27 protein-coding genes and 1 pseudogene are annotated in these 26,001 nt (G+C 69.4%); 18 read left to right on the forward strand and 10 right to left on the reverse strand.

Annotated elements, in window-relative coordinates; translation table 11 throughout:
* Positions 1–1,061, reverse strand: a pseudogene (locus SK571_RS19210) (hypothetical protein); the annotation flags it as partial.
* A gap of 59 nt (positions 1,062–1,120) precedes the next feature.
* On the opposite strand from SK571_RS19210, the gene SK571_RS19215 reads away from it, so the two are divergent.
* Positions 1,121–2,005, forward strand: coding sequence for a DUF5829 family protein (locus SK571_RS19215; RefSeq protein WP_319985451.1), 885 nt, complete (start codon positions 1,121–1,123; stop codon positions 2,003–2,005).
* 173 nt (positions 2,006–2,178) lie between these two features.
* Here the strand turns inward: SK571_RS19215 and SK571_RS19220 are convergent, their stop codons facing one another.
* From SK571_RS19220 to SK571_RS19235, 4 genes are all read right to left on the reverse strand, one after another.
* Positions 2,179–3,510, reverse strand: a complete 1,332-nt coding sequence (locus SK571_RS19220) for a M28 family peptidase (protein WP_319985452.1) — start codon at positions 3,508–3,510, stop codon at positions 2,179–2,181.
* 54 nt (positions 3,511–3,564) lie between these two features.
* Complete coding sequence (locus SK571_RS19225; protein ID WP_319985453.1) at positions 3,565–4,584, reverse strand: YbaB/EbfC family nucleoid-associated protein; 1,020 nt, start codon at positions 4,582–4,584, stop codon at positions 3,565–3,567.
* A gap of 129 nt (positions 4,585–4,713) precedes the next feature.
* Positions 4,714–6,009, reverse strand: coding sequence for a PepSY-associated TM helix domain-containing protein (locus SK571_RS19230; RefSeq protein WP_319985454.1), 1,296 nt, complete (start codon positions 6,007–6,009; stop codon positions 4,714–4,716).
* Between the two features lie 62 nt (positions 6,010–6,071).
* Complete coding sequence (locus tag SK571_RS19235; RefSeq protein WP_319985455.1) at positions 6,072–6,584, reverse strand: hypothetical protein; 513 nt, start codon at positions 6,582–6,584, stop codon at positions 6,072–6,074.
* 72 nt (positions 6,585–6,656) lie between these two features.
* Here SK571_RS19235 and SK571_RS19240 point away from each other — a divergent pair, with 72 nt between their 5' ends.
* The gene (locus SK571_RS19240; protein ID WP_319985456.1) at positions 6,657–7,052 is read left to right on the forward strand and encodes a GNAT family N-acetyltransferase; all 396 of its coding nucleotides are present in this window, start codon (positions 6,657–6,659) and stop codon (positions 7,050–7,052) included.
* On the opposite strand, the gene SK571_RS19245 is transcribed toward SK571_RS19240, so the two are convergent.
* A complete protein-coding gene (locus tag SK571_RS19245) occupies positions 7,049–7,357 on the reverse strand; it encodes a hypothetical protein (protein WP_051770467.1) in 309 nt (102 codons plus the stop codon). The genes SK571_RS19240 and SK571_RS19245 overlap by 4 nt on opposite strands.
* Before the next feature lie 15 nt (positions 7,358–7,372).
* Positions 7,373–7,945, reverse strand: coding sequence for a PadR family transcriptional regulator (locus tag SK571_RS19250; protein ID WP_319985457.1), 573 nt, complete (start codon positions 7,943–7,945; stop codon positions 7,373–7,375).
* 58 nt (positions 7,946–8,003) lie between these two features.
* On the opposite strand from SK571_RS19250, the gene SK571_RS19255 reads away from it, so the two are divergent.
* A complete protein-coding gene (locus tag SK571_RS19255; RefSeq protein ID WP_319985458.1) occupies positions 8,004–8,399 on the forward strand; it encodes a nuclear transport factor 2 family protein in 396 nt (131 codons plus the stop codon).
* A 9-nt stretch (positions 8,400–8,408) separates the two neighbouring features.
* Here the strand turns inward: SK571_RS19255 and SK571_RS19260 are convergent, their stop codons facing one another.
* Together SK571_RS19260 and SK571_RS19265 are read right to left on the reverse strand one after the other, a co-directional pair.
* Positions 8,409–9,131 (reverse strand): class I SAM-dependent DNA methyltransferase, encoded by a 723-nt coding sequence (locus SK571_RS19260; protein WP_319985459.1) that lies wholly within the window; start codon positions 9,129–9,131, stop codon positions 8,409–8,411.
* Entirely contained in the window at positions 9,128–9,637 is a 510-nt protein-coding gene (locus SK571_RS19265; RefSeq protein ID WP_319985460.1) for a nucleotidyltransferase domain-containing protein, read from the reverse strand. Before SK571_RS19265 ends, SK571_RS19260 begins: the two co-directional genes overlap by 4 nt.
* Positions 9,638–9,826: 189 nt before the next feature.
* On the opposite strand from SK571_RS19265, the gene add reads away from it, so the two are divergent.
* The 6 genes from add to SK571_RS19295 all read left to right on the forward strand — a co-directional run bounded on the left by add (position 9,827) and on the right by SK571_RS19295 (position 15,021).
* The gene (gene add / locus SK571_RS19270; protein ID WP_319985461.1) at positions 9,827–10,834 is read left to right on the forward strand and encodes an adenosine deaminase; all 1,008 of its coding nucleotides are present in this window, start codon (positions 9,827–9,829) and stop codon (positions 10,832–10,834) included.
* 84 nt (positions 10,835–10,918) lie between these two features.
* Positions 10,919–11,788: an SGNH/GDSL hydrolase family protein gene (locus tag SK571_RS19275; protein WP_319985462.1), complete on the forward strand. Its 870-nt coding sequence runs from the start codon at positions 10,919–10,921 to the stop codon at positions 11,786–11,788.
* Between the two features lie 94 nt (positions 11,789–11,882).
* Positions 11,883–12,791, forward strand: coding sequence for a helix-turn-helix transcriptional regulator (locus tag SK571_RS19280; RefSeq protein ID WP_319985463.1), 909 nt, complete (start codon positions 11,883–11,885; stop codon positions 12,789–12,791).
* Positions 12,792–12,864: 73 nt separating this feature from the next.
* Positions 12,865–13,233: an STAS domain-containing protein gene (locus SK571_RS19285; protein ID WP_319985464.1), complete on the forward strand. Its 369-nt coding sequence runs from the start codon at positions 12,865–12,867 to the stop codon at positions 13,231–13,233.
* A gap of 11 nt (positions 13,234–13,244) precedes the next feature.
* Complete coding sequence (locus tag SK571_RS19290) at positions 13,245–14,510, forward strand: tannase/feruloyl esterase family alpha/beta hydrolase (RefSeq protein WP_319985465.1); 1,266 nt, start codon at positions 13,245–13,247, stop codon at positions 14,508–14,510.
* Positions 14,482–15,021: an O-acetyl-ADP-ribose deacetylase gene (locus tag SK571_RS19295; protein ID WP_319985466.1), complete on the forward strand. Its 540-nt coding sequence runs from the start codon at positions 14,482–14,484 to the stop codon at positions 15,019–15,021. The genes SK571_RS19290 and SK571_RS19295 overlap by 29 nt, the downstream gene beginning before the upstream one ends.
* A 61-nt stretch (positions 15,022–15,082) precedes the next feature.
* Here SK571_RS19295 and SK571_RS19300 read toward each other — a convergent pair whose 3' ends face one another.
* Positions 15,083–16,069: a LacI family DNA-binding transcriptional regulator gene (locus SK571_RS19300; protein ID WP_406602005.1), complete on the reverse strand. Its 987-nt coding sequence runs from the start codon at positions 16,067–16,069 to the stop codon at positions 15,083–15,085.
* Between the two features lie 126 nt (positions 16,070–16,195).
* On the opposite strand from SK571_RS19300, the gene SK571_RS19305 reads away from it, so the two are divergent.
* The 9 genes from SK571_RS19305 to SK571_RS19345 all read left to right on the forward strand — a co-directional run bounded on the left by SK571_RS19305 (position 16,196) and on the right by SK571_RS19345 (position 25,993).
* Positions 16,196–17,236 carry an ABC transporter substrate-binding protein gene (locus tag SK571_RS19305; protein WP_319985468.1) on the forward strand — a complete coding sequence of 347 codons (1,041 nt, stop codon included), beginning with the start codon at positions 16,196–16,198 and terminating at the stop codon, positions 17,234–17,236.
* The gene (locus SK571_RS19310; RefSeq protein WP_319985469.1) at positions 17,226–18,740 is read left to right on the forward strand and encodes a sugar ABC transporter ATP-binding protein; all 1,515 of its coding nucleotides are present in this window, start codon (positions 17,226–17,228) and stop codon (positions 18,738–18,740) included. Before SK571_RS19305 ends, SK571_RS19310 begins: the two co-directional genes overlap by 11 nt.
* On the forward strand, positions 18,697–19,668 hold the full coding sequence (locus SK571_RS19315; protein ID WP_319985470.1) for an ABC transporter permease: 972 nt from the start codon (positions 18,697–18,699) through the stop codon (positions 19,666–19,668). Before SK571_RS19310 ends, SK571_RS19315 begins: the two co-directional genes overlap by 44 nt.
* Entirely contained in the window at positions 19,665–20,636 is a 972-nt protein-coding gene (locus SK571_RS19320) for an ABC transporter permease (protein WP_319985471.1), read from the forward strand. Before SK571_RS19315 ends, SK571_RS19320 begins: the two co-directional genes overlap by 4 nt.
* Positions 20,637–20,643: 7 nt before the next feature.
* Positions 20,644–23,358 (forward strand): AbfB domain-containing protein, encoded by a 2,715-nt coding sequence (locus SK571_RS19325; protein WP_319985472.1) that lies wholly within the window; start codon positions 20,644–20,646, stop codon positions 23,356–23,358.
* Positions 23,359–23,378: 20 nt separating this feature from the next.
* Positions 23,379–24,440 (forward strand): S1 family peptidase, encoded by a 1,062-nt coding sequence (locus tag SK571_RS19330; protein WP_319985473.1) that lies wholly within the window; start codon positions 23,379–23,381, stop codon positions 24,438–24,440.
* A 187-nt stretch (positions 24,441–24,627) separates the two neighbouring features.
* Positions 24,628–25,272, forward strand: a complete 645-nt coding sequence (locus SK571_RS19335; protein ID WP_319985474.1) for a DedA family protein — start codon at positions 24,628–24,630, stop codon at positions 25,270–25,272.
* Positions 25,273–25,368: 96 nt separating this feature from the next.
* The gene (locus SK571_RS19340) at positions 25,369–25,794 is read left to right on the forward strand and encodes an LIC_13387 family protein (protein WP_319985475.1); all 426 of its coding nucleotides are present in this window, start codon (positions 25,369–25,371) and stop codon (positions 25,792–25,794) included.
* A 70-nt stretch (positions 25,795–25,864) separates the two neighbouring features.
* Positions 25,865–25,993: a hypothetical protein gene (locus tag SK571_RS19345; protein ID WP_319985476.1), complete on the forward strand. Its 129-nt coding sequence runs from the start codon at positions 25,865–25,867 to the stop codon at positions 25,991–25,993.
* Positions 25,994–26,001: the final 8 nt, after the last annotated feature.

The following is a 26,001-nucleotide window of genomic DNA, read 5'->3' on the forward strand; positions in this document are numbered from 1 at the left end:
AAGAGGGTGCGCAGGAAGGCCGGTCCGCCCTCCTTGGCGTTCAGTCCCTTCTCGACGAACGCGATGTTGTGGTGGAACGAGATCCCGCTGATGTTGCGCTCCAGGTAGGAGCCCTCACCGCGCGGATCCCGCACCTCGGCCTGGTTCAGGCCGTCCACAAAGGACTTGAGCATCCCCATCGACGTGCTCGCGGTCGCCTCGGGATGGCCGCCCCAGCTCGGCCAGTACGCGGTCTGCAGGTCTTCCACGACGTAGAGCCCGCCCGCGCGGACGTGCGGGAACAGCGCGTGGAACGAGGTCCGCACGTGCTCGTTGAGGTGGCTGCCGTCGTCGATGACCACGTCGAAAGGTCCGAGCTCGCGGCCCAGCCGGTCGAGGAACCCGGCGTCGAACTGGTCGCCCAGCACGGTCATGATCCGCGGCCCGGTGACGTTCTTGCGCGCGATGTCGAGACCGTGCACGAGGCCGCGCCGGAAGTACCGCTGCCACATCCGCAGCGAGCCACCACCGCGGTCCGGGTCGTCGTAGCCGCCGATGCCGATCTCCAGCACCCGCACCGGCTCGTCGCGCAGGCGGGCGAAGTGGCGTTCGTAGTGCTGCGTGTACCAGTGCAGGTCGCCCCACTTGTCCGAGCCGTGCTCCACGGCCAGCTCGCCCAGGTCCCGGTGGCCGGGCCTGAGCGCGGACAGGAGCTCCTGGACGGACTGCGCGATGCCCTTGCGGTCCTGGAACCACCCGCCGATCCCGCGTTCGTCGAGATCGGGGCCCGGGGTGGTGACGGCGAGGCTCGGCCACGGGCGGGTGTCGGTGCCGTAGAGGCCCCGCACGGCGTCGGCCAGGTCGAGCGTGACCACCACTTCGGCGTCCGTGCACAGGTGGGTGCTGGTGCGACCGCCGAAGCTCAGGTCCAGGCGCACGTCGTGCTCGCCGATCTCGCGCAGGACCTCCGCGGCGACGGCGTCCGGGGTGAGCCTGCGGATCGTGTCGTCCAGCAGGTCACGGCCGGCGGTGGCGGCCTGCAGCAGCGGGGCGAGAACCGTCCACCTGGTGGCGTCGAACACGGGGTCCCCTTCGGATGGCTTGAGTCTGGCTTGAGCGGGTCCGTCCTACGATCGATTCCATGGTGCTCCGACGGGTGTCCTGCATGATCTTGGCCGTAGTTCTGGCTGTGTCGGGCGTGGGACCGGCGCAAGCGGGAGAACGGCAGTTGTTGTACTACAACCACGCATGGGGAACGCTCGATCGAGCCACCGCGGACGCGGTCGAGCACTCGCGCTACCTCAGGCAGTTCGCGGACTTCGAGGTGCGCACGACGACCGGCGCGGACGGCAAGGTCTGGACGGGGCGTTACCTGCGCGGCCGCGAGACCTACCTGGAGATCTTCGGGCTGGGCGACGTGCCCGGGCAGGACGGCCAGCTGGGGTCCGCCGGTCTGGGGCTCTCGACCGAGCGCGACGGTGACATCGAGAAGCTCGGCGCCCGGCTGCGCGCGGCGGGACAGAAGCCGATCGACTTCCTGCAGACCCGCGACTTCGGCGACGGCAAGCCGGTGCCGTGGTTCGACTCGCTGTTCCTGATCGAGAAGTACCAGAAGTTCGGCGCCTGGGCCATGGAGTACCGCGACGAGTACCTGGACGACCCGCGCAGCAAGGTGGGACCCGCGCGGTTCCCCGGCGACGTGACGCGTGAGCGGTACCTGCCGGACGTGTACGAGGACAGGGTGATGCGCGACATCACGTTCATCCGCCTTGCCGTCACCCCCTCGGACCTGGCGGACACCGTGCCGCTGCTGCGGGCCGGCGGCTTCTCGCTGCTGACCGAACCCGGCACCGTCGTGGCCACGCGCGGCGGCACGACGATGCGGTTCGACGAGGCGCCGCCGGGGAAGACCGGGCTCAAGCGCGTCGAGTTCGAGCTGAACTGCGTGGTGGCGAGGCACGTCGAGAAGCTGGGCTCGTCCACGCTGGTGGTGGGTCCGGGCAAGCGGGCGGTCTGGACCTTCTGACACCCCTGGTCCGCGCCTGCAGCTCGCGCGGGGCGAGCACCGCTTTGACGGGCTCGAGCGCGAGCTGCAGGCCAGGCCGGTGATCCGGCCACCGACCAGGACGGCATCGGGCAAGCCGTGCCGCAGGCGTTCACCCAGGCGGTGCTCGACATCGGCTCGGGGGCCTGAGCCACCTACCTCTGGGTGGCGAGCCGGTAGGCCGCCGACCCGATCAGCTCCAGCGACACCTGCAGCCGTTCCAGGCTGATGTTGTCGCGGATCGTGTCCTCCGGGGTGTGGTAGATCGGCTCCAGCTGCGCCGGCCCGCCCTCGCCGCGCCAGCTGAAGTTCGCCGACGCCATGCCCTTCTCGTGGAACGGCACGTGGTCGCTCGACCCGCGCGCCACCGGTCCGTGCACCCTCGGGTCGTAGCCGAGCCTCTGCGCCGCGGCGCGGACCCCGGCCGTCGTGGCGTTGTCGGCGCCGTCCACGGACAGCAGCCAGTACGCCGTGGCCGGGTCGTGGCTGGTGGCGACCATGTCGTTCTGGAACACGCCCTTGATCCGCGCGATCTCCTCCGGCGGGAGCTGGGAGACGTAGTGCCGTGACCCGAGCAGGCCCTGCTCCTCCGAACCCCACAGCGCGAATCGCAGCGCCTTGTGCGTGGGCAGGTACCGCAGCACACGGGCCAGTTCGAGGCACAGGACCGTGCCGCTGCCGTCGTCGTTGGCGCCCGGTGAGCCCGGCACGCTGTCGTAGTGCGCGGTCACCATGACGACCCCGTTGTCACGCCACGGGAACGTCGCCGGCCGGTCCGCGATCACGTTGTACGACGTGAGGTTCGGGTGGTGGATGGTGCTGATCGTCAGCTCGCCGGAGCCCTGCGCACGCAGCTTCTCGGTGTGCACCTGGGCGAGGCCGATGACCGGCACGGTGACGTTGCGGTCGAGCGTGGGGGAGAAGGCGCTGGACTTGTTCGCCGTCGCGGAGATCCGGCCGAGGACCACCGCCACCGCACCGCGTTCGATCGCCGCGTGCGTCGGCGCGGAGCCGGCGGGAGCGTTGACGTAGAACGCGATCTTGCCGGTGAGATCGGGCAACGCGCCGTCGGTGACCTCGACGAACGGGGCCTTGACGGTGACGCCGAGCGAGCCGAGGCGCGAGGCGCCGGCCTGCCATCCGCCGTTGACGTCGGCGAGGTACTTGTCCGGCACGGTGAACGGCTGCGTCGTCACCTGGTACCGCAGCGCCTTCAGCTCGCGGACGAGGTAGTCGCGAGCCTGGTGCTCCGACGCGGTGCCGCCGATGCGCGGTCCGATCTTGTCGCTCAGGACCTTCAGGTGCTCCAGCGCCTTGCGAGCACGGACCCTTGCCACGACCGGGAAGTCGCCGAGGTCCAGGTCCGGCAGGTGCGACGCGCCCGGCCGCTGCTCGTTGGCCGCGAGCGCGCTCGCGGGATTGGCCACGACAGCGGCCACGCCGGCCGCCGCTGCGAAGAAGTCACGTCTGCGCAAGTCGTCCCCCATCTCCCGAAGTTGTCCGGGCGAACGTAGGCAGGACGACATCTCGGGGACAACCGACTAGTGGCTGGCTTTCACCATCTGGTCATCGGCGTGGTCGAGCACCAGGTCCTGAACCTGCCTGCGCGCGTCCGCCCGCGCCCTCTGCACGCACGCCATCAGCTGCGCCGCGAGCACTTCCGGTTCGAGCTCGCGCACCTCGGGGCTCAGCGAGATGCCCGTCGTGAGACCGTTCGAGTCGACCGTCACGCTGATGCCGCCGCGGGTGGCCTCGCCGCTGACGGCCGCGAGCAGCCCGACCAGGTCGAGGTAGCGGCGCTGCTCGCGTTCGGCGGCCGCGTCACGGCGCTCCTCCCACCACGTGATCCGGCGGAGCAGCAACGCCTGTGCGGTCGCCGGATCCGCCACGGGTACCGTCCACGAGCCGGACGCGGTGTGCAGCTTGATCGTGTGCGAATGCGCCGTCACGCGGAGGATGCGGGCGAACGAGACCCCGGAGTCGATCCGCGCACCCGTGCGGGTGGTCCAGTCGACGCGATCCGTGCCGATCACCACGCGTGCGCCACTGCCGTCCAGCACGAGCGGGAACGCCGTCGACCCGAGTTCGAGGACGGGAGCCGAGAGCAGTGAGCGGTGGGCCAGCCGGGCGAGTGCGCTGGCGGATCCGGCGCCGAGCACCCCGGCCGCGCACAACGCCTTCACCGCGATCGCCGCGCCGGGGCTGAGCCGCAACGCGATGCCCGAGCCCGGCAGCACGCCGAGCACGAGCTGCGCGCCCGTCATCAGGGTGGTGGCGGGCAGCCACGAGTGCGGATCGCTCAACCCGTTGCGCCGCAACCAGGTCAGCAACGCCCACGCGCACGCCGCCGCGGCGACCGCCGGAATGGCCGACCACCACGGCATGATGCGCTGCCCGGCCGACGTCATCCCGGCGAGCACGACGCACACGATGCCGATGGCGACGGGCAGGACACCGGCCGAAAGCAGCAGCAATGTCCTGGTGCGCCGCCATCGGGCAGCGAGCGCGTGGACGACCTGGGGATCGTTGATCAGAGGGATGGCGTGGGGGATCAGCGTCATGTGGGCGCCCCTCGTCGGCTCGCCGCCGCCACCTGGTGTGACGTGCGGGCCGACCAGTCTTCCCGGCTCACCTGGCCGTTAATATGCCGTAAATGTCCAGATCAGGCAAGCCTCGTCCACAGTGGACGGTCAGGACGCCGCCGTTTTCACCCGCCTGCCGAGCAGCAGGTCGACGGCCAGGAAGACCACCAGGCTGACCCCGAGCAACGGCACGAACCACCCCACGAGCAGCGCGCCGAGGCCGAGCCCGATCAACGCGCCGCGCGGGGCCTTGCGCCACTGACCGCGCGGGGCCGGGCGGCCGAAGCCGTTCGTGGGCCTGCGCTTCCACCACATGCGGTAGCCGAGCACGACCGAAGCGACCAGTCCACCGCCGATCAGCAACAGCAGCAGCTGGTTGGGCCAGCCGAACAACACACCCATGTGCGCGTCGATGCCCCACCTGGTCAGCTTCGCGCCCAGCGGGAAGTCGGCGAACTTCAGCGCACTGACCACCTCGCCGCCGTGCACCGCGACGGAGTCGTTCTGGGTGGGCAGGCCCTTCTCGATCTCGGCCACCTTCCAGGCACCGCCGGGGGTGGCGGGCAGTCCGATCTCGACCGCCTTCGCGTCGATGCCGGACAGCTTCGCGGCGCCGAACACGGCGTCGATCTCCCCGTGCCCACCGGCGGACGAGGTGCTCGAACCGTGATCACCGTGGCTCTCGCCGGCACCGGGCATCTTCAGCGTCGGCGTGGACCAGCCGACCGCCGTGCGCAGCATGGCGACGTTCTCGCCCGCATAGGCCGACCACGTGAGACCGGTGGCGGACAGGAACAACGCGCCGGCGAGCACCCACACACCGATCAGCCCGTGCGTCCGGATGCGCTTGCTGTTGCGTGCCCGGGAGACCCACAGGACCAGGCCGCCCAGCGCGACGACCCACAGCCAGGAGGCGGCGAGTTCGCTGTAGAGGCGGCCGGGTTCGCCGAGCATCAGGTTGCGGTGCAACTGGTCCAGCGTCGTGCGCAGCGGCAGCACGCCGCTCGACCCGTAGACCACGAGATCACCGGTGACGCGTCCGGTGCCGGGGTCGACGAAGACCGCCCGGCGTTCGGACTCGCCCAGGCCCTTCTCGGAGAACAGGACGCGGGTCGTGGCACCGGGTTCGGGTGCGGGCCGGACGGCGACGAGCGACCCCCGGGGTGAGGTGGCGAGTGCGGCGTCGACCTGCTGGGACAGCGGAAGTTGCTGTGCGGTCGCGGGAACGCGGAGCTGGTCGGAGTAGACCCAGGACTCCAGTTGCGGTGTCAGGGCGTAGAGCACGCCGGTCAGCGCGGCGATCAGGACGAACGGGCCGACGAGCACGCCGGCGTAGAAGTGCAGGCGCAGGAAGAGTCCTCGCCACGCGAACGACGTGCGTGACGGAGCGGCTGTGGTGGTCATGGTGCTCCCAATGGGCGTGAACAGGGGCAGGACCGCTCGGTGAGCGGCCCTGTGAAGGGGATTCAGACCTGTTCAGCCGGAGGACCGCGCCACGACAGCACGTCCAGGAAGACGATCGCGGCCGGCGCGAGCGACGGCGTGGCGACGACCAGAGGTGCGGTGGCGGGCAGGACGCTGAGCCTGCGGGGGAGTGCGGCGGTGACCGCGCGGGCGAGCGCGAGGACGGACCGTTCCGCGACGGCGAGCACGACGACCGTCAGTGCCGTGGCCACGACGTGCGAGGCGATCATGCGCGCCGGTTCGGCTTCGTGCGCGTGCCGGAACGCCGCGAGCGACACCAGGACGTGCATCGCGAGCTGCCCGCCGCCGATCAGCAGGAGCAGCCTCCGCCACGTCAGCTCGTGCCGGGCGAACCCGGCCGTCGCCCAGGTGAGCAGCGCGACCAGCGAGAGGACGAGTCCGGCGTCGGGTAAGCGGCCGTCCGCGCTGGAGTGCGCGAGAACCGCGAGCGTCCCGTTGACGACGCCGACGGCAGCACAGCGCGCACGGCGCAGCGGAGCAGTCGGCAGGGTCACGACCAGCAGCTTAGCGGCCGAATTGGTAGAAACCACCCTACGGATGTTCTGTGAGAACGGTTCAATACGGCGGTGATCACTTACCGCACCGATCTTGACGACCTGGCCGAGGCCGATCTCACCGGCTTCTTCGTGGGGTGGCCCAAGCCGCCGTCGCCCGCCCAGCACCTCGCCGTGCTGCGCGGGAGCTACCACGTGGTGATCGCGCGTTCACCGGACGACGGCGTCGTCGGCTTCGTGAACATGATCAGCGACGGCGTGCTGACCGCGTTCATCCCGTGGCTGGAGGTGCGGCCGGAGTTCCAGGGCCAGGGCATCGGCACGGAGCTGATGCGGCGCATCGTGGCCGAGACCGCGCATTTCTACTCGGTGGACCTCGTGTGCGACGACGCGTTGCGTCCGTACTACGAGCGCCTCGGCATGATCGCGCTGACGGGGATGGGGCTGCGCAACCGCGCCGCGATCTAGATGCCCTCGAGGTCCAGGGTCTGCTGGTGCGGGCCTCCGGTGAACGAGCTGGTGAGCAGCCCGGCGGAGCGGCAGCGCCCGCACGTCACCGGGGACGTGGTCGCCTTGAACCGGGTGAAGTCCCAGCTGCCGGTGCCGACGTGGCAGCCGGGGCCCGGCACCTCCAGCCCGAGCCAGCCCTGCAACCGCACGGCGTGCACGACGTCGGACCCGTCGAGGTAACCGTTGAGCCGCCCCGCGAACCGGTTGCGCGCCTCTGCCGCGGGTGCGCTGAGTGCCTCCTGCAAGAGCGAAATGCCGTTCATGAACCCGATTCAACCTCACCCCGGCGCGTCGAGCCGGGCACCACGCCGCTCCAGCACGGTGAGGCTCCTGGCACACCACCGCACGTTGTCCCGCTCGAACGACAAGCCGCGCAACAACGTCAGGTACGGCCCGACCCGTTCGGCGGTGGCGAGGAAGTCCTCTTCGGAACGGCCGTCGAGCAACTTGGCCCTGAGCCGTTCGTAGCGCGCGACCTTCGCCTCGGCCCACTGCTTGCGTTCGCGGATGGAGGCCAGAACCCCCTCGGCGTCACCGGAATCCGCCGCCAGCACGGCCACCAGCAGTTCGTCGCGGATCGCGGTGGGCTTGTGCGGCCCGGCCGTGAACCTCGTCAGCTCCTCACGGCCCCGCTCGGTGAGGGAGAACAGGCGCTTGGTCGGCCGGCGTTCCTGCTCGACGGTCCTGGCGACGATCAGCCCGTCCGCCTCCATGCGGTCCAGCTCCCGGTAGAGCTGCTGCGGGGTGCAGATCCAGAAGTTCGCCACCGACGCGTCGAACGCCTTGGCCAGGTCGTAGCCGGACGACTCCCCGTCGAGCAGGGCGGCCATCACGGCGTTGCGCAGCGACATAGCAGCAGGTTACGGTGCATCAACTTAGTCAACAAGTTGAGTATGTGAGGGCGTCGCTGTGAACGCATTCCGCAAGGCGGTCGAAGCACGGGACACCGAGGCGATGGCGGCGTGCCTGGCCGACAACGTCGTGTTCACCAGCCCTGTCGCGTTCGCGCCGTACCCCGGCAAGCCGATCACCGCGGCGATCCTGCGCGGCGTGATGCGGGTGTTCGAGAACTTCCGCTACGAGCGCGAGATCATCGACGGCCCGAACCACGCGCTGGTGTTCCGGACCGAGGTGGGCGGCAAGGAGATCCAGGGCTGCGACTTCCTGCACCTCGACGAGAACGGGCTGATCGACGAGTTCACCGTCATGGTGCGCCCGCTGTCCGGCGCCCAGGCCCTGTCCGAGGCGATGGCCGCCCAGTTCGACCAGATCAAGGCCGAGGCGCTGGAAGCGTTCAACTCCTGACGCAGTACGTCACGCGGCTCTCTCGTACACGCTCACGTGCCGCTTGCTGTCCGCGACGAACGGCTCGCCGTTCCAGCCGCCGTGCCGCTCGCGCAGCCGCAGCCCCGCGATCCGCGCCATGAGGTCGAACTCGGACGGGTAGGACAGCCGCTGCCGGATCGCGCCGAACCGGATGCCGTCCGCGCCGATGTGCACGTGGTTCTCGTCGAGCAGCTGGGTGACCGGGTCGTAGCGGTTGACGTCCAGCTCGACGTGGTCGACCTCGACGGTCTCCACGTCGATGAACTGGTGGCGTTGCCGCGCCGCCCAGCTCGGCACACCGCACTCGATCACGAACACGCCGTCCGGGGTGAGGTGGCGCGCGGCGTTCTCGAAGCACCGCACCTGGGCGTCCTGGGTGAGCAGGTTCGTGATCGTGTTGTAGACCAGGTACACCAACGGATACGTGCGATCGGTGCCGGCTTCGGACATGTCGCCCATGACCACGTCGATCTCGTCGCCGCCGGGTTTCTCCCGCATGCGCGCGACCATGTCGGGGGAGAGCTCGACGCCGTCCACCTCGACACCGGATTCCTTGAGGGGCAACGCGATGCGGCCCGTGCCGATCGCGAACTCCAAGGCGCTCGTGCCGAACGCCGCCAGGAAGCGGACCGTCTCGGCCTCGTCGCCGCGGGGTGAGTTGTCGTAGTTCTTGGCCGTTTCGGGACCGAAACTCGGATTGAATCCCTTCACCCACCCCACGCTAGCCCTCGGCGCCACCGAGTTTTCGCCGCCGCAAGTGAGCGCAGCAACGCCAGGTCGTGCAGGTCCTTCTCCCGCGGCTCGTAACCCCGGTGGAAGAACAGCTGCTGTTCGGCCGACAGGCACCGCACGGCCGTCCCGAGGATCGTGCCGGTGACGAAGCACTCCGCCGGGTAGCGGAACGGCTCGCCGGGCGTCAGCGAGGACTGCTCGGCGCTGCCGTCCTCCGCGAACCGCAACGGGTGCAGGTCGATCTCGCGCCCGCCGGGATCGGTGAGCACGAACCGCACCGGCCGCCACGACAGGGTTTCCGCGAACCCGCGCGCGGCGAGTGCGGCGACGACCTGCGGTTCCTGCTCCTCGCGGTGCATGAGGTCGAGGTCGGCGTGCGGCCGGGTCTGCTCGCCGGCCAGCGCGTCGACGCCCCAGCCACCGCCCACGCAGATGTCGAAGTCCCGCAACGCCGCCAAGATTCCAAGCACGTCCTCGCCGGTCACACGCCACATCGTGCAACCGGGACGGAAGTGCCGCCACCGCATTTGCGCCGGTGCTGCTAGCTTGGGGGTCGTGCCGGACTTCAAGCTGCCGCTCTACGGCGCTGACACCGAACGCGGCGACCTCGCTCCCTGAGTCGTCCCGTTCTTCCGCCACCTCTCTCACCTTCGCCTCGCACGGGGAGCTTTGCCATGCGTTCGTTCATCCACGCACTGCCCAAGGTCGAACTGCACGTCCACCTCGTCGGCTCGGCCGGTATCGACACCGTCCTGGAACTCGCCCGGCGCCATCCCGAGGCCGGTGTGCCCGCCGACCGCGCCGAGCTGGAGCGCTTCTACGCGTTCCGGGACTTCGACCACTTCCTGAAGGTGTTCTGGGCGGTCCAGTCGATGGTGAAGGGCCGTGCCGACATCCACACCCTCGTCGTCGGCCTGGCGCGTGAACTGGCGCGGCAGAACGTCAGGTACGCCGAGGTCACCGTGACGCCGCACAACCACCTGACGGACGGCATGTCCGGCGACGAGCTCCTCGCGGGACTCGGGTCCGGTCGCGCGGAAGCCTCGGCACTGGGCGTCGAACTGGCCTGGTGCTTCGACATCCCGGGTGAGAAGGGCCTGGTCGCCGGCCGGGAGACGCTGGCGTTCGCGCTGTCCGAACGCCCTGACGGCCTGGTCTCCTTCGGGCTCGGCGGGCCGGAGGAGGGCGTCGGCCGTGCCCAGTTCGCACCTTTCTTCGACGCGGCAAGGGATGCGGGCCTGCACAGCGTGCCGCACGCGGGCGAGACCACCGGCCCGGAGACCGTCTGGTCGGCGGTGCGCGACCTCCGTGCCGAGCGCATCGGCCACGGCACGAGCTGCCATCAGGACCCGGCGTTGCTGGACCACCTGGCGCTGAAGGGGATTCCGCTGGAGGTGTGCCCGACGTCCAACGTCCGCACGCGGCAGGTGGCGTCGATCGAGACGCATCCCGTGCGGCAGATGCTCGACGCCGGCGTGGTGGTCACGCTGAACACCGACGACCCGCCGTTCTTCGGTGCGACGCTGGAAGGCGAGTACCTGGCGGTGGCCACCGCACTCGGCCTGGGACGCGCGGAGGTCGCGAAGCTGGCCGAGAACGCCGTGCTGGCCTCGTTCCTGCCGAACGACCGCAAGACGCCGCTGCTGCAGGAGATCGCGGACGTCCTGACCGCTGTCAGCTGAAATGTCGCGGTATCTCGTTTGGCGGCACACGACGTGGTGGTTCGGGCACTATGGCGGTGCAATCGCATCAACATCGGGGGTCATGTGAAAAGAACGATCGTCGTCCTCACAGCGGTTCTGGCTGCCCTTGGGATCGCTCCCACGGCCAACGCGACCCGCTCCACCTCGCTCGTGGTGCTCGGTGACTCGTACGCCTCCGGCACCGGCGCGGGGTCCTACCAGGATGGAACCGCCGGCAACTGCTGGCGCAGCAACAACTCCTACGGCGAGCAGGTGGCCGCCGGCCTGCGCGCGGCCGGCAGGCTCGGCTCGTTCACCAACGTGAGCTGCAGCGGTGCCGCCACCGCGGACCTCTCCCGTCCGTTCAAGGACCGTCCGGCCCAGCTGGACGCCCTGCGGCGCGGCACCGGCCTGGTGCTGCTCACCGTCGGCACCAACGACATCGACTACGCGACGTACGGCGGCATCTGCATCCAGGCGGACTGCACGGGTGCTCCGACCGAGGCGATCCTGGCCAGGCTGCCGCAGATGGGCGGCAACGTCACCGCCCTGCTCACCGAGATCCGCAAGCGCAGCCCGTACGCGCGAGTGGTCGTCGTGGGCTACGGCCGTCAGGTGTCCGCTTCGGACAACCCGCCCGGCGCCGTGCTCGACCCGATCTGCGGCGAGGGCGTCCTGACCACCGCGGAACGCAGCCAGGGCAACCAGGTGGCCGACGGCATCGACGCCACCCTCCGCGCCGCCGTGGCCAACGCGGCGTACAAGGGCGTCAACGTCACCTACGCCAGCCCGTTCTCCCGTCCCGGCACGTTCGAAGGCCACGCGCTGTGCGAGTCGGGCACCCCGTTCTTGCGCGGATTCGACGCGCTGGCACCGGGTCAGGAGGGGCCGGAGGCCGTGTTCCACCCGAACCAGCAGGGACAGGCCGCGCTGGCCTCGCTCGTGCGGGTCTAGCCAGATGACGGTTGCTTCCGCCCTCCCACCGGGGGAGCGGAAGCAACCGTCTTGGCGATGGACACCGGCTGGGCGGACGAGGATCGTGCAGCACGTGGAACAGGTCGTCGAACTGGCGGACTTGGACGCGGTGCACGAGGTGTTGAACGCGGCTTACGGCCAGATGCGTCTCAACGCCGGCATCAAGCACCCTCATATGCGGATGTCGTCGTGGACGTACAGGCACGTCTGGTTCGGCGAGTTGTACGGGCGCATCGCGCTGGAAGTCAGCGTCGACCCGATGAACAACTTCGTCTTCGGGCACTCGGGTGCCGGGATGGTCTACTACCGTTCGGGCGGGGAGGACCGTTTCTGGTTGCCCGGTGACGTGTTCCTGTGCGCACCACCCGAGAGCCCCTTCGTCGGGGCGATCTTCGACCCGCGGCTGTCGACGGTCACGCTGACCCAGTCGGTGATCGACGAGGTGGCCGACGGTGTTCGGTTCTCCGGTTTCCGGCCGGTCTCGGCCCGGGTCGCGGCAGTGTGGTGGTCCACCTGCGTGCATCTGCGCGACCAGGTGCTGCCGCACTTCGGCGACAACCCGCTCGTGACGGCGAACGCGACCCGTCTGCTGGTGGCGAACACCCTCGCCACGTTCCCGAACACCACACACGCCGCGCCGACGTTCGTCGACCGGCGTGACGCGCACCCGAGAAGCCTGCGCCGTGCGATCACGTTCATCGAGGACAACGCCGCGGCGGCCATCTCCGCCGCGGACATAGCGCGTGCGGCTCGGGTGTCCATCCGGGCGTTGCAGCTCGCGTTCCGCCGTCACCTCGCCACGACACCGATGGCCTACCTCCGGGGTGTGCGTCTCTCGTGCGCCCACGAGGACCTGATGGCGGGCAGGGGGTCTGTCACCGAGATCGCGGCTCGCTGGGGGTACGCCCGTCCGAGTGTCTTCGCCGCGCACTACCGCGCCGCGTACGACGTCTCGCCGTCGAAGACCCTGCGGTCAGGTTGAGGCGCTTCGTTTTCCGGTCGCGGGCTTCGTTTCCGCTGCTATCGTCCGTGCTCGCAGTGCGGTGAAGTGGTTCATGACCGCCTGCGAGATCAGCCCGTTCACCGTGCGGACGGAACGTTCCGGCACCCGTTTCGTGGCCACTTGCCAAGGCGAGATGGACATGACGAACTGCAACCTGTTCTTCGCCGCCGTGCTGCCCGGCATCGCCGACACCGTCACGGACCACGTCTCGGTCGACCTCGCCGAGGTGACGTTCCTGTCCGCGGGTGGTCTCCGCACACTGCTGCTCCTGCTCTGCGCGGCCCACCACAACGGCAAGTCGTTCACCGTGCACCACACCCAGCCCCAGGTCCGCCGGGTGCTGGACCTGTTCGGCTTCACCACCTTCAAAGCGGGCCTTGTGTGGGAGGCAACCATGTCGCCGCCGGGCCGCCACAACTAGCTTGACCAGCTATGTTGCTCCCGCTGGTACTGGTGCTCGCGCTGACCCCGCCGACGTCCGCGATGACGGTCCCCGGCGCCGAACACCAGCGACTCGCCCGCCTCGCCGACCTCACCACGACCGGCCTGGTCGCCACCGGCCACACCGACCCGGCCGACTGGGCGGGCCTCACGAGCACCGCCCTTCCCGTTCCGCCCGCCGTCCCGGGCATCCAGATCGACGGCCACTTCCCGGACACCTCGCGCACCAACACCAACCACGACGGCCACGACTCCCAGTTCGTGGTCAGACTGCCCGACCGCTGGAACGGCGGCCTCGTCGTCACCGGCGCCCCGGGCGTCCGCGAGCAGTACGCCAACGACCGCGCGATCTCCGACTGGGTCCTCTCCCGCGGCTACGCCTTCGCCTCCACCGACAAGGGCAACACCGGAGCTCAGTTCTACCGCGACGGCCGCGCGATGGAGGAGTGGAACCACCGCTTCACCCAGCTCACCATCGCGGCGAAGTCCGTTGTCTCCCAACGCTACGGCCGAACCCCGCGCCGGACCATCGCCACCGGCATCTCCAACGGCGGCTACCTGGTCCGCTGGCAGCTGGAGAACCGCCCGCACCTCTACGACGGCGGCGTCGACTGGGAGGGGACACTGTGGACGGTCAAGGGCCCGAACCCCCTGACGTTCCTGCCACCCGTCCTCCGCGCCTACCCGGCCTACCTGGCAGGCGAACCGGGCGCGCACGAGGCGATGGTCGCGGCGGGCTTCCCAGCCGGTTCCGAATTCCTGTGGGACTACCACTACCGCTACTACTGGGACCTGACGCAGCGCATCTACCGCGAGGAGTTCGATCCTGGGTTCGACGGGGATCTGGAGGCCGGCGTGCCTTTCTGTGCTCCCGGTACGCCTTCTTGCGACGCTGACTACTCGTATGCGGCGCGGCGGCGTGTTGCCGGGCCTGCGGTGTCTCGGGTTGCGTTGACCGGGAAGGTGAAGCGGCCTCTGCTGACTGTGCACGGGACTTACGACGTGCTGTTGCCTATCAGCCAGGACTCGGACGTGTACGCGGGGATGACGCCTGATCGGTTGCACCGGTACTACCGGGTGGAGCAGGGGACGCATGTGGATGGGCTTGTGGATGCCCATCCGGATCGGTTGCGGCCCCTTGCACCCTGCCATCGGGCTGCGTTCGTGGCTTTGGAGGGGTGGTTGGACGGGGTGGAGCCGCCTCAGTCGGCTACTTTGCCTCGGCCGGATGACGTGGCGACCTGTCCGCTGTCGTGATCCAATCGGGGACGTGGCCACCATCGAGTACGTCCTCGGCGACATCACCGAACAGGAAGTCGACGTGATCGTCAACGCCGCCAACTCCTCCCTCCTGGGCGGCGGAGGAGTGGACGGCGCGATCCACCGCAAGGGCGGCCCGGAGATCCTCGCCGCCTGCCGCGAACTGCGCGCGGGCCACTACGGCGGCGGTCTCAAGACGGGCCAGGCGGTGGCCACCACGGCGGGCCGGCTGCGTGCGCGGTGGGTCGTGCACACCGTCGGCCCGGTCTGGTCGGCCACCGAGGACCGTTCGCAACTGCTGACCGACTGCCACCGCAACGCCCTGCGCGTGGCGGCCGAACTCCAGGCACGCACCATCGCGTTCCCCGCGATCTCCACCGGCATCTACCGCTGGCCCGTCGAGGACGCCTCCCGCATCGCCCGCGCCGCGGTCCAGAACGCGCCGGTCGAGCTGGTCAGGTTCGTCCTGTTCGACCAGCGCACCTACGACGCCTTCGCGCGCCCGTAGTCCGCGATCTCCATCGCCCACCGGTACACCGAAACGATGTGGTCCGGGCCGAACGTCACCGTCATCGGGCCACGGTACTTTCCCTCACCTGCAAGGAGAACGGCGTCTCGACGTTCTCGAGGGCGTCGCCGGACTCGACGCGGCGGTGCAGCAGGGCGACCGCGGCCTGGGCGATGGCCGCCTTGTCGGGGGCGACGGACGTGAGCGACGGGGAGCTGTAGACGCTTTCCTCGTTGTTGTCGAAGCCGACGACGGCGAGGTCCTGGGGGACGCGCACGAAACGTTCGCCCGCCGCCCGCATGGCGCCGATGGCCAGGAGGTCGTTGAAGCAGAACACGGCGTCCGGCGGGGTGCGCAGGTCCAGCAACGACCTCATCGCGGCGGCGCCGTCCGCGCGGTGGTAGTTCAGCGCGGGGACGACGAGTTCGTCCACGAACGGCAGTGAGGCTTCGGCCAGGGCCCGGCGGTAGCCCTCCAGGCGCAGCGCGGCGGTGCCTCGGTGGGGGTGGGCGCCGATTGCGGCGATGCGCTGGTGGCCCAGCGAGATCAGGTGCCGGACGGCGGCCTGCGCGGCGGCCACGTTGTCGATGCCCACGCGGGAGATCGGGACGTCGACGGCGTGCTCGCCCAGCAGGACGGCGGGGACGGGCAGCTGGAAGTCGTCCACCTGCAGGGCTTCCGGGCTGAGGATCGCGGCGTCGACCAGGTGCGGGCCCAGGGAGGCCAGTGCGGAACGTTCGCCGGCCAGGGTGCCGAACGTCTGCTCGATGAGCACGTTCCACTCGTGGTCCTGGGCGGCGGCGATGACGAGGCCGGCGAGCTCGGCGAAGTAGGGGATCGAGAGCTCGGGCAGGACCAGGGCGATGAAGCCCGTGCGGCCGCGGCGCAGGTTGCGGGCGCCGAGGTTGGGGCGGTACCCGGTCGCCTCCAGCGCCTCCTCGACGCGGCGGCGGTTGTCCGGTTTCACGAACGAGTAGCCGTTGACCACGTTCGACACGGTCTTCACCGAGACGCCCGCCAGCCGAGCGACGTCCTTGAGCGTGGCCAACACAGCCTCCAGAAGAAGTACCGGGAAAAGTACCGGGAAGTTCCCAGTCTTTACAACGTTGGAACAACGATGCAAATCTAGCGCCTGAGAGCGCGTCCACGCACAGTCCCGGTGTAGGAGCCAAAGATGTCTCGCATCCTGCTCATCGCAGCCGCCGCCTTGCTCGTGACGGGTTGTACCGCCAGAGAGGGCCAGCAGGGCCCCACCACCGGAGGGCCCGCCGCGAGTGCCGCGCAGAACCAGAGCACGGGCCCCGGTTGCGCGCGGTCCACGACCGGATATCCGCAGGTCGACGTCAAGGGCGCGATGGTGGGCTTCTCCCAGTCGGAGAAGGAAGCCAACCCGTTCCGCACCGCGGAGACGCAGTCGATCAGGGACGAGGCCGCGAAGCGCGGAGCCGAACTGCTCTACACGAACGCGCAGAGCGACCTGAACAAGCAGATCAGCGACATCAAGTCGCTGATCGACCGCGGGGCGAAGCTGCTGATCGTGGCGCCGCTCAACTCCGACGGCCTGCAGCCCGCGTTCGACGCGGCCAAGGCCAAGCAGGTCCCGGTCATCACGATCGACCGCAAGGTGACGTCGAAGCCCTGCGCCGACTACCTCACGTTCATCGGTTCGGACTTCGTCGAACAGGGCAAACGCGCAGCCCAGCAGATGATCAAGGCGACCGGCGGCACCGGCAAGGTCGCGATCCTGCTCGGCGCCTCGGGCAACAACGTCACGGTCGACCGGACCAAGGGCTTCAAGGACGGCATCGCCGGCACGCCCGGCCTCACCGTCGTCGCCGAGCAGACCGGCGAGTTCGACAGGTCCAAGGGCCAGGCCGTGATGGAGCAGCTGATCCAGAGCAACCCGGACATCACCGCCGTCTACGCCGAGAACGACGAGATGGGCATCGGCGCCGTCACCGCGCTCAAGGCCGCCGGCAAGCAGCCGGGCAAGGACGTCAAGATCGTCTCCGTCGACGGCACGCGCAACGCCGTGCAGCTCATCGCGGACGGCAGCTACACCGCCGTGGTCGAGTCCAACCCGCGCTTCGGCCCGCTCGCGTTCGACACGCTGGAGAAGTTCGGCAAGGGCGACGAGATCCCGCAGAACATCGTGATCTCCGACGACGAGTACGACTCGGCGAACGCGGCGCAGAAGCTCGGCAATGCCTACTGATCCGGTGATCGAGGTCGCCGGCGTGACGAAGACGTTCGCCGGCGTCCGGGCACTCGCCGACGTGGACTTCACGCTCCAGCGCGGCGAGATCCACGCGCTGGTCGGCGAGAACGGCGCCGGCAAGTCGACGCTGATCAAGGTGCTGACCGGCATCCACACCCCGGATGCCGGTTCCATCACCCGGGGCGGGCACATCTCCACGATCTACCAGGAGGTGAACCTCGTCCCGCTGATGAGCGTGTCCGCCAACCTGTTCCTCGGCCGCGAGCCGCGCAACCGGTTCGGCCTGATCGACCGGGCCCGCCGCGACGCCGACGCGGCGGAACTGTTGCGGGGCTACGGCATCACGGCCGACGTGAGCAGTCCACTCGGGACGCTCGCGGTAGGCGAGCAGCAGATGGTGGCGCTCGCCAGGGCGGTCGAGGCCGACGCGGACGTCGTGATCATGGACGAGCCCACGTCGTCGCTGGAACCGCGCGAGGTCGAGACGTTGCTCGGCGTCGTGCGGAAGCTCCACGAGGCGGGCATCGCGATCATCTACGTCAGCCACCGCATGGACGAGCTGTACCGGATCTGCGACACCGTCACGGTCCTGCGAGACGGCGTGAACGTTCACAGTGGTCCCCTCAAGGAACTTCCGCGCATCGAACTGGTCTCGCTGATGCTCGGCAGATCGGTCAAGGAGATCGAGAAGCACGGCACCACGGCGTTCGGCGAGGGCCACCACGCCGACACGCAGCCGGTGCTGGAGGCCGTCGACCTCGCGAGCAAGCCGCGCATCGGCGGCGTCAGCGTGTCGATCCGGCCCGGTGAGGTCGTCGGCCTCGCCGGCCTGCTCGGTTCGGGCCGCACCGAGACCGCGAAGGCGATCATCGGAGCGCTCCCGCTCGACCGCGGCACGGTGCTCGTCGTCGGAAAGCCGGTGCCGCACAACGTGAAGGCGTCGATGAAGGCGGGCATCAGCATGCTCGCCGAGGACCGCAAGACCGAGGGCATCATCCCCAACCTGTCCGTGCGCGAGAACATCGTGCTGGCCGCGCTGCCGAGGCTCAGCAGGTTCGGCGTGACCAGCAGGTCCAGGCAGGACCGGATCGTGGACACGTTCATCGAACGCCTGCGCATCAAGGTGTCCAGCCCGGAGCAGAAGGTCGCGGAGCTGTCCGGTGGCAACCAGCAGAAGGTGTTGCTGGCCAGGTGGTTGTGCACGGAACCCAAGATCCTGCTCCTCGACGAACCGACGCGCGGCATCGACGTCGGCGCCAAGGCCGAAGTGCAGGCGCTGATCGACGAACTCGCGCGGGAAGGCCTGGCGGTGCTGCTGATCAGCTCCGAACTGGACGAACTGCTCGACGGCGCGGACCGGCTCGTCGTGCTGCGCGACGGCTCCGTCGCGGGCGAACTCGAAGGAGACCAGCTCACCCGTGAACACGTGCTCGCGGCCATCGCTGCGGAGGTGATGGATGACTCAGGCGACCACTCAGGCAGCCACCAGAACAGCCGCTAGCACCGCAGCCGCGCGGACGCGCTGGTTGCAGGACAACGGTGTCTACGTCGCCGTGGGCGTCCTGTTGCTGTTCAACGCCCTGTTCACGGCCAACTTCCTGACGCTGGGCAACTTCACGACCCAGCTCGTGCAGGCCGCGCCCGTGCTGATCGTCGCGCTCGGCATGGCGCTGGTGATCGGCACCGAAGGCGTCGACCTGAGCGTCGGCGCGGTGATGGCGCTGGCCGCCGCGATCATCCCGCTCTACCTGGGTGCCGGTCCGCTCATGGCCATCACGATGGCGCTCGTCGTCGGCGTGCTGGCGGGAGCGTTCAACGGTTTCCTCGTCGCCAGGGTCGGCATCCAGCCGATCGTCGCCACGCTCGCGTTGCTGGTGGGCGGCCGCGGCCTCGCCCTGGTCATCGCGGACGGGCAGCTCGTCCAGCTGCACGACGAGACGTTCCTGGCGCTCGGCACCGGTGACGTGCTCGGCATCCCGATCAGCGTGCTGATCGCGGGTCTGCTGGCGCTCGTCGTCGCGGGCCTCACGAACCGCACGACGTTCGGGCGCCAGCTCGTCGCGATCGGCGGCAACCGCAAGGCGGCCACGCTCGCGGGACTCCCGGTCGGCCGGGTGCTGATCGGCGTCTACGCGATCACCGGGGTGCTCGCGGCGATCGCCGGCGTGCTGGCCACCTCCCGGCTCGCCGCCAGCGACCCCGCGGACATGGGCCTGCTCATGGAACTGTCCGCGATCACGGCGGTGGTCGTCGGCGGCACCCCGCTCACCGGGGGCAAGGTCCGCGTGCTCGGCACGGTGTTCGGCGTGATCCTCATGCAGCTCGTCCGGGCCACCCTGATCAAGCACAACCTGCCGGACTCGATCGCGCAGATGATCCAGGCCGCGATCATCATCGCGGCCGTGTACGTGGCACGGGAGCGCCGATGACCACCACCACGACCCCTCCCGTCGTGCCGAGGGCGGCCGCGAGGACCAAGGTCCTGCAACGCCAGGGCGCGGCCGTCGCGCTCGTGCTGATGGTCGCGGTGTCCTGGCTGGTCTTCCCGCGCTTCGGCAGCCTCGACAACCTGCGCGACCTCGCCCTGCAGGGCTCGTTCCTCGCGGTGATCGCGATCGGCATGACGTTCGTGATCATCACGGGCGGCATCGACCTGTCCGTCGGCTCGCTCTACGCCCTCGGCGGCGTGCTCGCGGCCTGGGGCTCGCAGTACGGGTTTCTGGCTGCGCTGGCGCTGCCGCTGGTGGTGTGCGGGCTGATCGGCCTGAGCAACGGCCTGCTGATCGCCCGCACGAACATGGCGCCGTTCATCGTCACGCTGGCGTCGTTGCTGTTCGCCCGCGGGCTCCTGCTGGCGATCACCGACGAGGGCGCCAACACCTACCAGATCCCGGGGGACAGCGCGTTCGTCGAACTGGGCCGCGGCACGGTCTTCGGCTTCGGCTACCCGATCTTCATCGCGGCCGTGCTCGCCGTCCTGGGCGGCATGGTCCTGAACCGCACCAGCTTCGGCCAGAACGTGTTCGCCACGGGCGGCGCCGAACAGTCGGCCGTCCTCCTGGGCGTGCCCGTCGCGAAGACCAAGGTCCTCGTCTACACGATGAGCGGCACGCTGGCGGGACTCGCCGGCGCCCTGACCGCCGCTTATCTGCAGTCGGGCGTCACGGTCATCGGCGTCGGCCTCGAACTGGACGCCATCGCGGTCGTCGTCATCGGCGGAACCCTGCTGACCGGTGGCATGGGCACGATCCTCGGCACCGTGATCGGCGTCGGCCTGATCAAGGTCATCCAGAACGTCATCAACCAGATCGGCACGCTCGACAGCAACTACCAGTCGGTGGTCAGCGGCGTGTTCTTGCTCATCGTCGTCGTCCTGCAGCGAATATTGCGAAGATAGGAGAGCCATGACCAGACGCGTCCTGGGCGTGATGGTCTCGATCCTGATCACAGCAACCTTCCTGGCACCACCAGCGCACGCGGCGGAGTGGGTACCGAAAGTCCCTCCGCTCTCGACACCCTGGACCTCCCAGGTGTCGCCGGCCAACGCCCTGCCCGAGTACCCGCGACCGCAGCTGGTGCGCACGGAGTGGCAGAACCTCAACGGTGTCTGGGAGTTCGCCGGAGCACCGAACCTCACCAATCCGCCGATCGGCCGTCCGCTGGCCGAAGGCGTCCTCGTGCCGTACCCGATCGAGTCCGCTCTGTCGGGGATCAAACGGCACGAGGACAACATGTTCTACCGGCGCACCTTCACCGTTCCGTCCAGTTGGAACGGTCGCCAGGTCAAGCTCAACTTCGGCGCGGTGACCTGGGAGACACGGGTCTGGGTCAACGGCAGGCAGGTCGGCACGCACACCGGCGGCTTCGACGCGTTCTCGTTCGACATCACCTCGGCGCTGACGGCCGGCACGAACGAGATCATCGTCGGCGTCACCTCGACGGTGGACGGCAGCCGCTACCCGATCGGCAAGCAGCGCCGCAACCCGAGCGGGATCTTCTACACCGCGGCGTCCGGCATCTGGCAGACGGTCTGGCTGGAACCGGTGCGGGCGGCGAACATCACGCGTCTCGACACCACCCCGAACGTCGGTGCGGGCGCGCTCGACCTGGTCGTGCAGGGCACCGCGGGCCAGGCCGTCACCGCCGAGGTGCTCAGCGGCGGGCAGGTCGTCGGCCGGCAGACCGGCACGACCGGTAGCTCGCTGCGGGTGCCGGTGCCGAACGCCCGGCTGTGGTCGCCCGACGACCCGTTCCTCTACGACCTGCGCGTGACGCTGGCCGGCGGGGACGCCGTGACGGGCTACTTCGGCATGCGCTCGCTCGGCAAGGCGATGGTCGGCGGCGTCATGCGGCCGTTGCTGAACGGGAAGTTCGTCTTCCAGAGCGGCACCCTGGACCAGGGCTACTGGCCGGACGGCATCTACACCGCGCCGACCGACGAGGCGTTGCGCTTCGACCTGGAACGCCAGAAGGCGCTGGGGTTCAACATGGTCCGCAAGCACATCAAGGTCGAACCCGCGCGCTGGTTCTACCACGCCGACCGGCTCGGCCTGATGGTCTGGCAGGACATGCCGTCCGTCGACTCGATCGACGAGGCGCCGAACTCGCACGCGAACTTCGAGTCCGAGCTGCGCCGGATGATCGACCAGCTCAAGGGCATCACGTCGATCGTGCAGTGGGTGCCGTTCAACGAGGGCTGGGGCGAGTACGACGCGGGCCGGATCGTGAACCTGATCCGCTCGATCGACAACACCCGGCTGATCAACCACAACTCCGGTTCCAACTGCTGCGTCTCGGATCCCGACCCCGGCAACGGCGACGTGATCGACGACCACCACTACCAGATCTCCGCCACCACCCGTCCGCCCGACAACAACCGGGTCGCGATGCTCGGCGAGTTCGGCGGCCTCGGTCGCAGGGTCGTCGGCCACGAGTACCAGCCCGGTGCCGGGTTCGCCTACGGCGCCCTGTACCCGGACGAGCAGTCGCTGACCAAGCGCTACGAGGAGGTCGTCAAGCAGGTCCAGCGGCTGATCCACACGCGGGGGCTGTCCGCGATGGTCTACACCGAGCCGTACGACGTGGAGAACGAGGTCAACGGCTTCTACACCTACGACCGGCGCGTGCTGAAGATGACCGAGTCGCGGGTGCGGGACGTCAACCAGAGGGTGCTGGCGGTCGCGCGCGGCACCGCGGTCAGTCCGGACGACGTGGTGTCGTTGCGCGTCACCACGACCGGCTACACCAACCGCTACCTGCGCCACCAGGACTCCCTGGCGCGCACCGACGTGATCAGCACGGACCTGGGCAGGCTGGACGCCACGTTCCACGTGCGTCCCGGACTCGCCGACGAGGCCTGCCTCTCGTTCGAGTCGCGGAACTTCCCCGGCCAGTTCCTCAGGCACAGCAACGGACGCATCCGCACGGACGTGAACAACGGCACGATCGCTGCCGACGCGACGTTCTGCGCTCGTGAAGGTTCGGGCGGCACCGCGCTGGAGTCGTACAACGTGCGCGGTTCGTTCGTGCGGCACTACAACGAGGGCGTCTACCTGGCGCGCTCCGGTGGCCCGAACCCCTGGGACACCGCGAACTCCTTCGCCGCGGACTCCACGTGGGCGGCCGGGACCGGGTTGTGGCGCAGCGGCGCGGACCTGCCGCTGGACCACGCCCGCTCGTTCCGCGTGACCACGCCCGGCTTCACGGACCGCTACCTGCGGCACCGTGACTCGCTGGCGCGCACGGACGCCGTGACCAGTGCGAGCGACGGCCTGACCAAGGCGGACGCGACGTTCGTCGTCCGGCGCGGGCTAGCCGACCCGACCTGCTACTCGCTCGAGTCCCGCAACATTCCGAACCAGTTCCTGCGGCACGCGGACTTCCGCGTGCGGCTCGGCACCAACGACAACACCGACCTGTTCCGCCGCGACGCGACCTTCTGCGCGCAGCAGGGAAGTGGCGGTGTGCGGCTGGAGTCGGTCAACGAGCTCGGCACCAACATCCGGCACTACCAGGAGGAGGTCTGGGTCGCCTCGAACGGCGGCGCGCACGTGTACGACAACCCTGCCTCGTACAACCAGGACGTGAGCTGGGCCGTGAGCTCACCTTGGGCACCGTAGGAGAGAACTTGCTGCTACGCATGATTTCCGTGTCCGCGATCGTGTTGAGCACGATCACCATCCCTGCTGCGACGGCGTCGGCGGACGTCGTCGACGCGATGAGCCGCGACTTCGGGATCACCCCGGCGCAGGCGCTGACCAGGATCCGCCAGGAGAAGGTGGCGCTGAAGATCGCGCCGGCCGCCGAGCAGGCCGCCGCCGACGCGTACGGCGGCAGCTGGTACGCAGACGGCAAGCTGCAGGTGGCCGTCACCGATCCGGCGCGTGCCGAAGCGGTTCGTGCCACCGGTGCCCAGCCGGTGCTGCGGACGAAGTCCCTCGCGTCCCTGAACGCGGTGAAGACCGGCATCGACGGACTGTCGAAGGCCGGGGCGGTCTCGAAGGACGTCGCCGGGTGGCGGGTCGACGTCCAGCGCGGCGCCGTGGTCGTCGACGCCCTGCCTGGAGCCGACCTCTCGGCGTTGCCCGAGGACGTCGTCGTCAACACCGAGGGCGTCCAGCGGCCGCAGACTTTCGCGGCCGGCACCGTGGGCGGCGATCCGTTCTACACGGGCAACGTCCGGTGCTCGATCGGTTTCTCGGTGCACGGCGGCTACGTCACCGCCGGGCACTGCAACGTCGGTGCCTGGAACGTCTACGGCTGGGACCGGTCGTGGCAGGGCGAGTTCGTCGGCTCCTCGTTCCCCACCAACGACTACGGCTGGGTCCGCACCGGCGGTGGCTGGTGGAACGTGCCCGTCGTGCTCGGCTGGGGCCAGGTGAGCGACGCACTCGTGCGCGGGTCGTGGGAGGCCCCGCCCGGCACCTCGGTGTGCCGTTCGGGCTCGACCACGCACTGGCACTGCGGCGTGATCCAGGGCCGCAACGAGACCGTGAACTACCAGCAGGGCGCGGTCTACGAGATGGTCGGGACGAGCGTGTGCGCCGAGGGTGGCGACTCCGGCGGCTCGTTCATCACCGGTGACCAGGCGCAGGGCGTGACGTCCGGCGGCTACGGCAACTGCTCCAGTGGCGGCCGCACCTGGTTCCAGCCCGTCAACGAGATCCTCCGCGTCTACGGGCTGACTCTGCTGACCGCCTGATCCAGGAATGCCGGGACGCTCCGCGTCCCGGCATTCCTCCGGCCGTCTGACAGGGAGATCACCCACCCGTGGGGGTTCTCCCCTACCTCTCAGGTCTACCGCCAGGTCAGACCCTGGGCCGATGTGCGACCAGAGCCCGACCTTGTGAACTGTCCCGGACGTTCTGACGTTCCGCTGGGGAGAGTTCATGTCGTTCCTGACCGATGCCCTCGAAGGGCTCGCCGGTCTGCCGCAGCCCGCCGTCCTGGCGGTCACGGGTGCTTTGACGCTGGCGGAGTGCACGCTCGGCGTCGGCTTCCTGGCGCCGGGGGAGAGCGCCCTGCTGCTGGCCTCGACGACGGTGACGACCGTGCCCCGGTTCCTGGTCATGTGGCTCGTGGTCACGGTGTGCGCGATCGCCGGTGACAGCATCGGCTACTACCTCGGCCGCCGCTACGGCGATCGTCTGCGCGACAGCAGGATCGTCCGCAAGGTGGGACAGCAGCACTGGGACAAGGCGGGCGAGCTGTTGCGGCGCCGCGGCGCGTGGGCGGTGTTCGCCGCCCGGTTCATGCCCGTCGTGCGGACCCTGGTCCCGGCGTCGGCGGGTGCGTCGAAACTCGAGTACCGGCGGTTCCTGCCCGCCTCGATCGCGGGTGCGGTCTGCTGGTCGGCGCTGCACATCGGCATCGGCGCGACTGCCGGGGCCTCGGCGAAGTACGTCGAGTCCGTCTTCAACGGAGCGATGTGGGTCCTGCTGGGCGTCGCGGCGGTGATCGGCCTGGTCGTCGTGCTGCGCCGCCGCAGGCAGGCTGCCGCGGTGAAGGCGGTTGAGCTGGAGGAAGTCAGCTGAGGGGAAAGCGTTGTCCCGTCAGCGAAAGTTGACACTCCTGCCCGGTGCGCGAAACATACGTTGGCGTATGTTTCGCGTGTGGAGGGGGTAGGTGCAATGCCACGTACGTTTCGGATCGGCTCGTGGGCGTGGATCGCGACCGGGGTGGGCCATCTGGCGATCATGGGGGTCATGGCGCTCGGCGACGGGGACCCGGCCGGCGACCGGGCGGCGGCGAAGGAGGTCGAGTTCGCGCTGGGCGGGATCCGCCGCACGCTCTACGAGGTCGATCTGGGGATCAACTTCGTGATGTCGATCGCCCTCGTCTTCGGCGGGCTGGCCTGCCTGGTCGCGGTGAAGGCGGGGCCGGTGCCGCGAGCGCTCGCCGGGCTCGGGTTCGCCACGTCACTGGCGCTGCTCGCGGTGGCGGTGCTGTTGCTGCCGTCGCCGCCGATCGTGCTGTTCGCTTTGGCCGCACTGGCTTTCGGGCACGCGTTCGTCGCCTCTGGACGAACGGGAGTCGCGACGGTCAGTCGCGGTTAGCGCTCGCACAGCGGGATTCCCCAGTCTTGGCGTCGAGGTGAGATCACCTCGCAGAGAAGGGGGAGTTCTCTTGATTCGCAAAACGATGACGGTTCTGGCGGGCGCCGCGTTCGCCGCGTCGCTGGTGGCCTTGCCGGCGAGTGCCGCCGCGCCTGCCGCGCCCATGGGGGACCAGTCCGAGGTCGGCGCCGCCGCGTAGGGCGACTG

The sequence above is a fragment of the Lentzea kristufekii genome (assembly GCF_033949925.1).
GTDB classification, from domain to species: Bacteria; Actinomycetota; Actinomycetes; order Mycobacteriales; family Pseudonocardiaceae; genus Lentzea; species Lentzea kristufekii.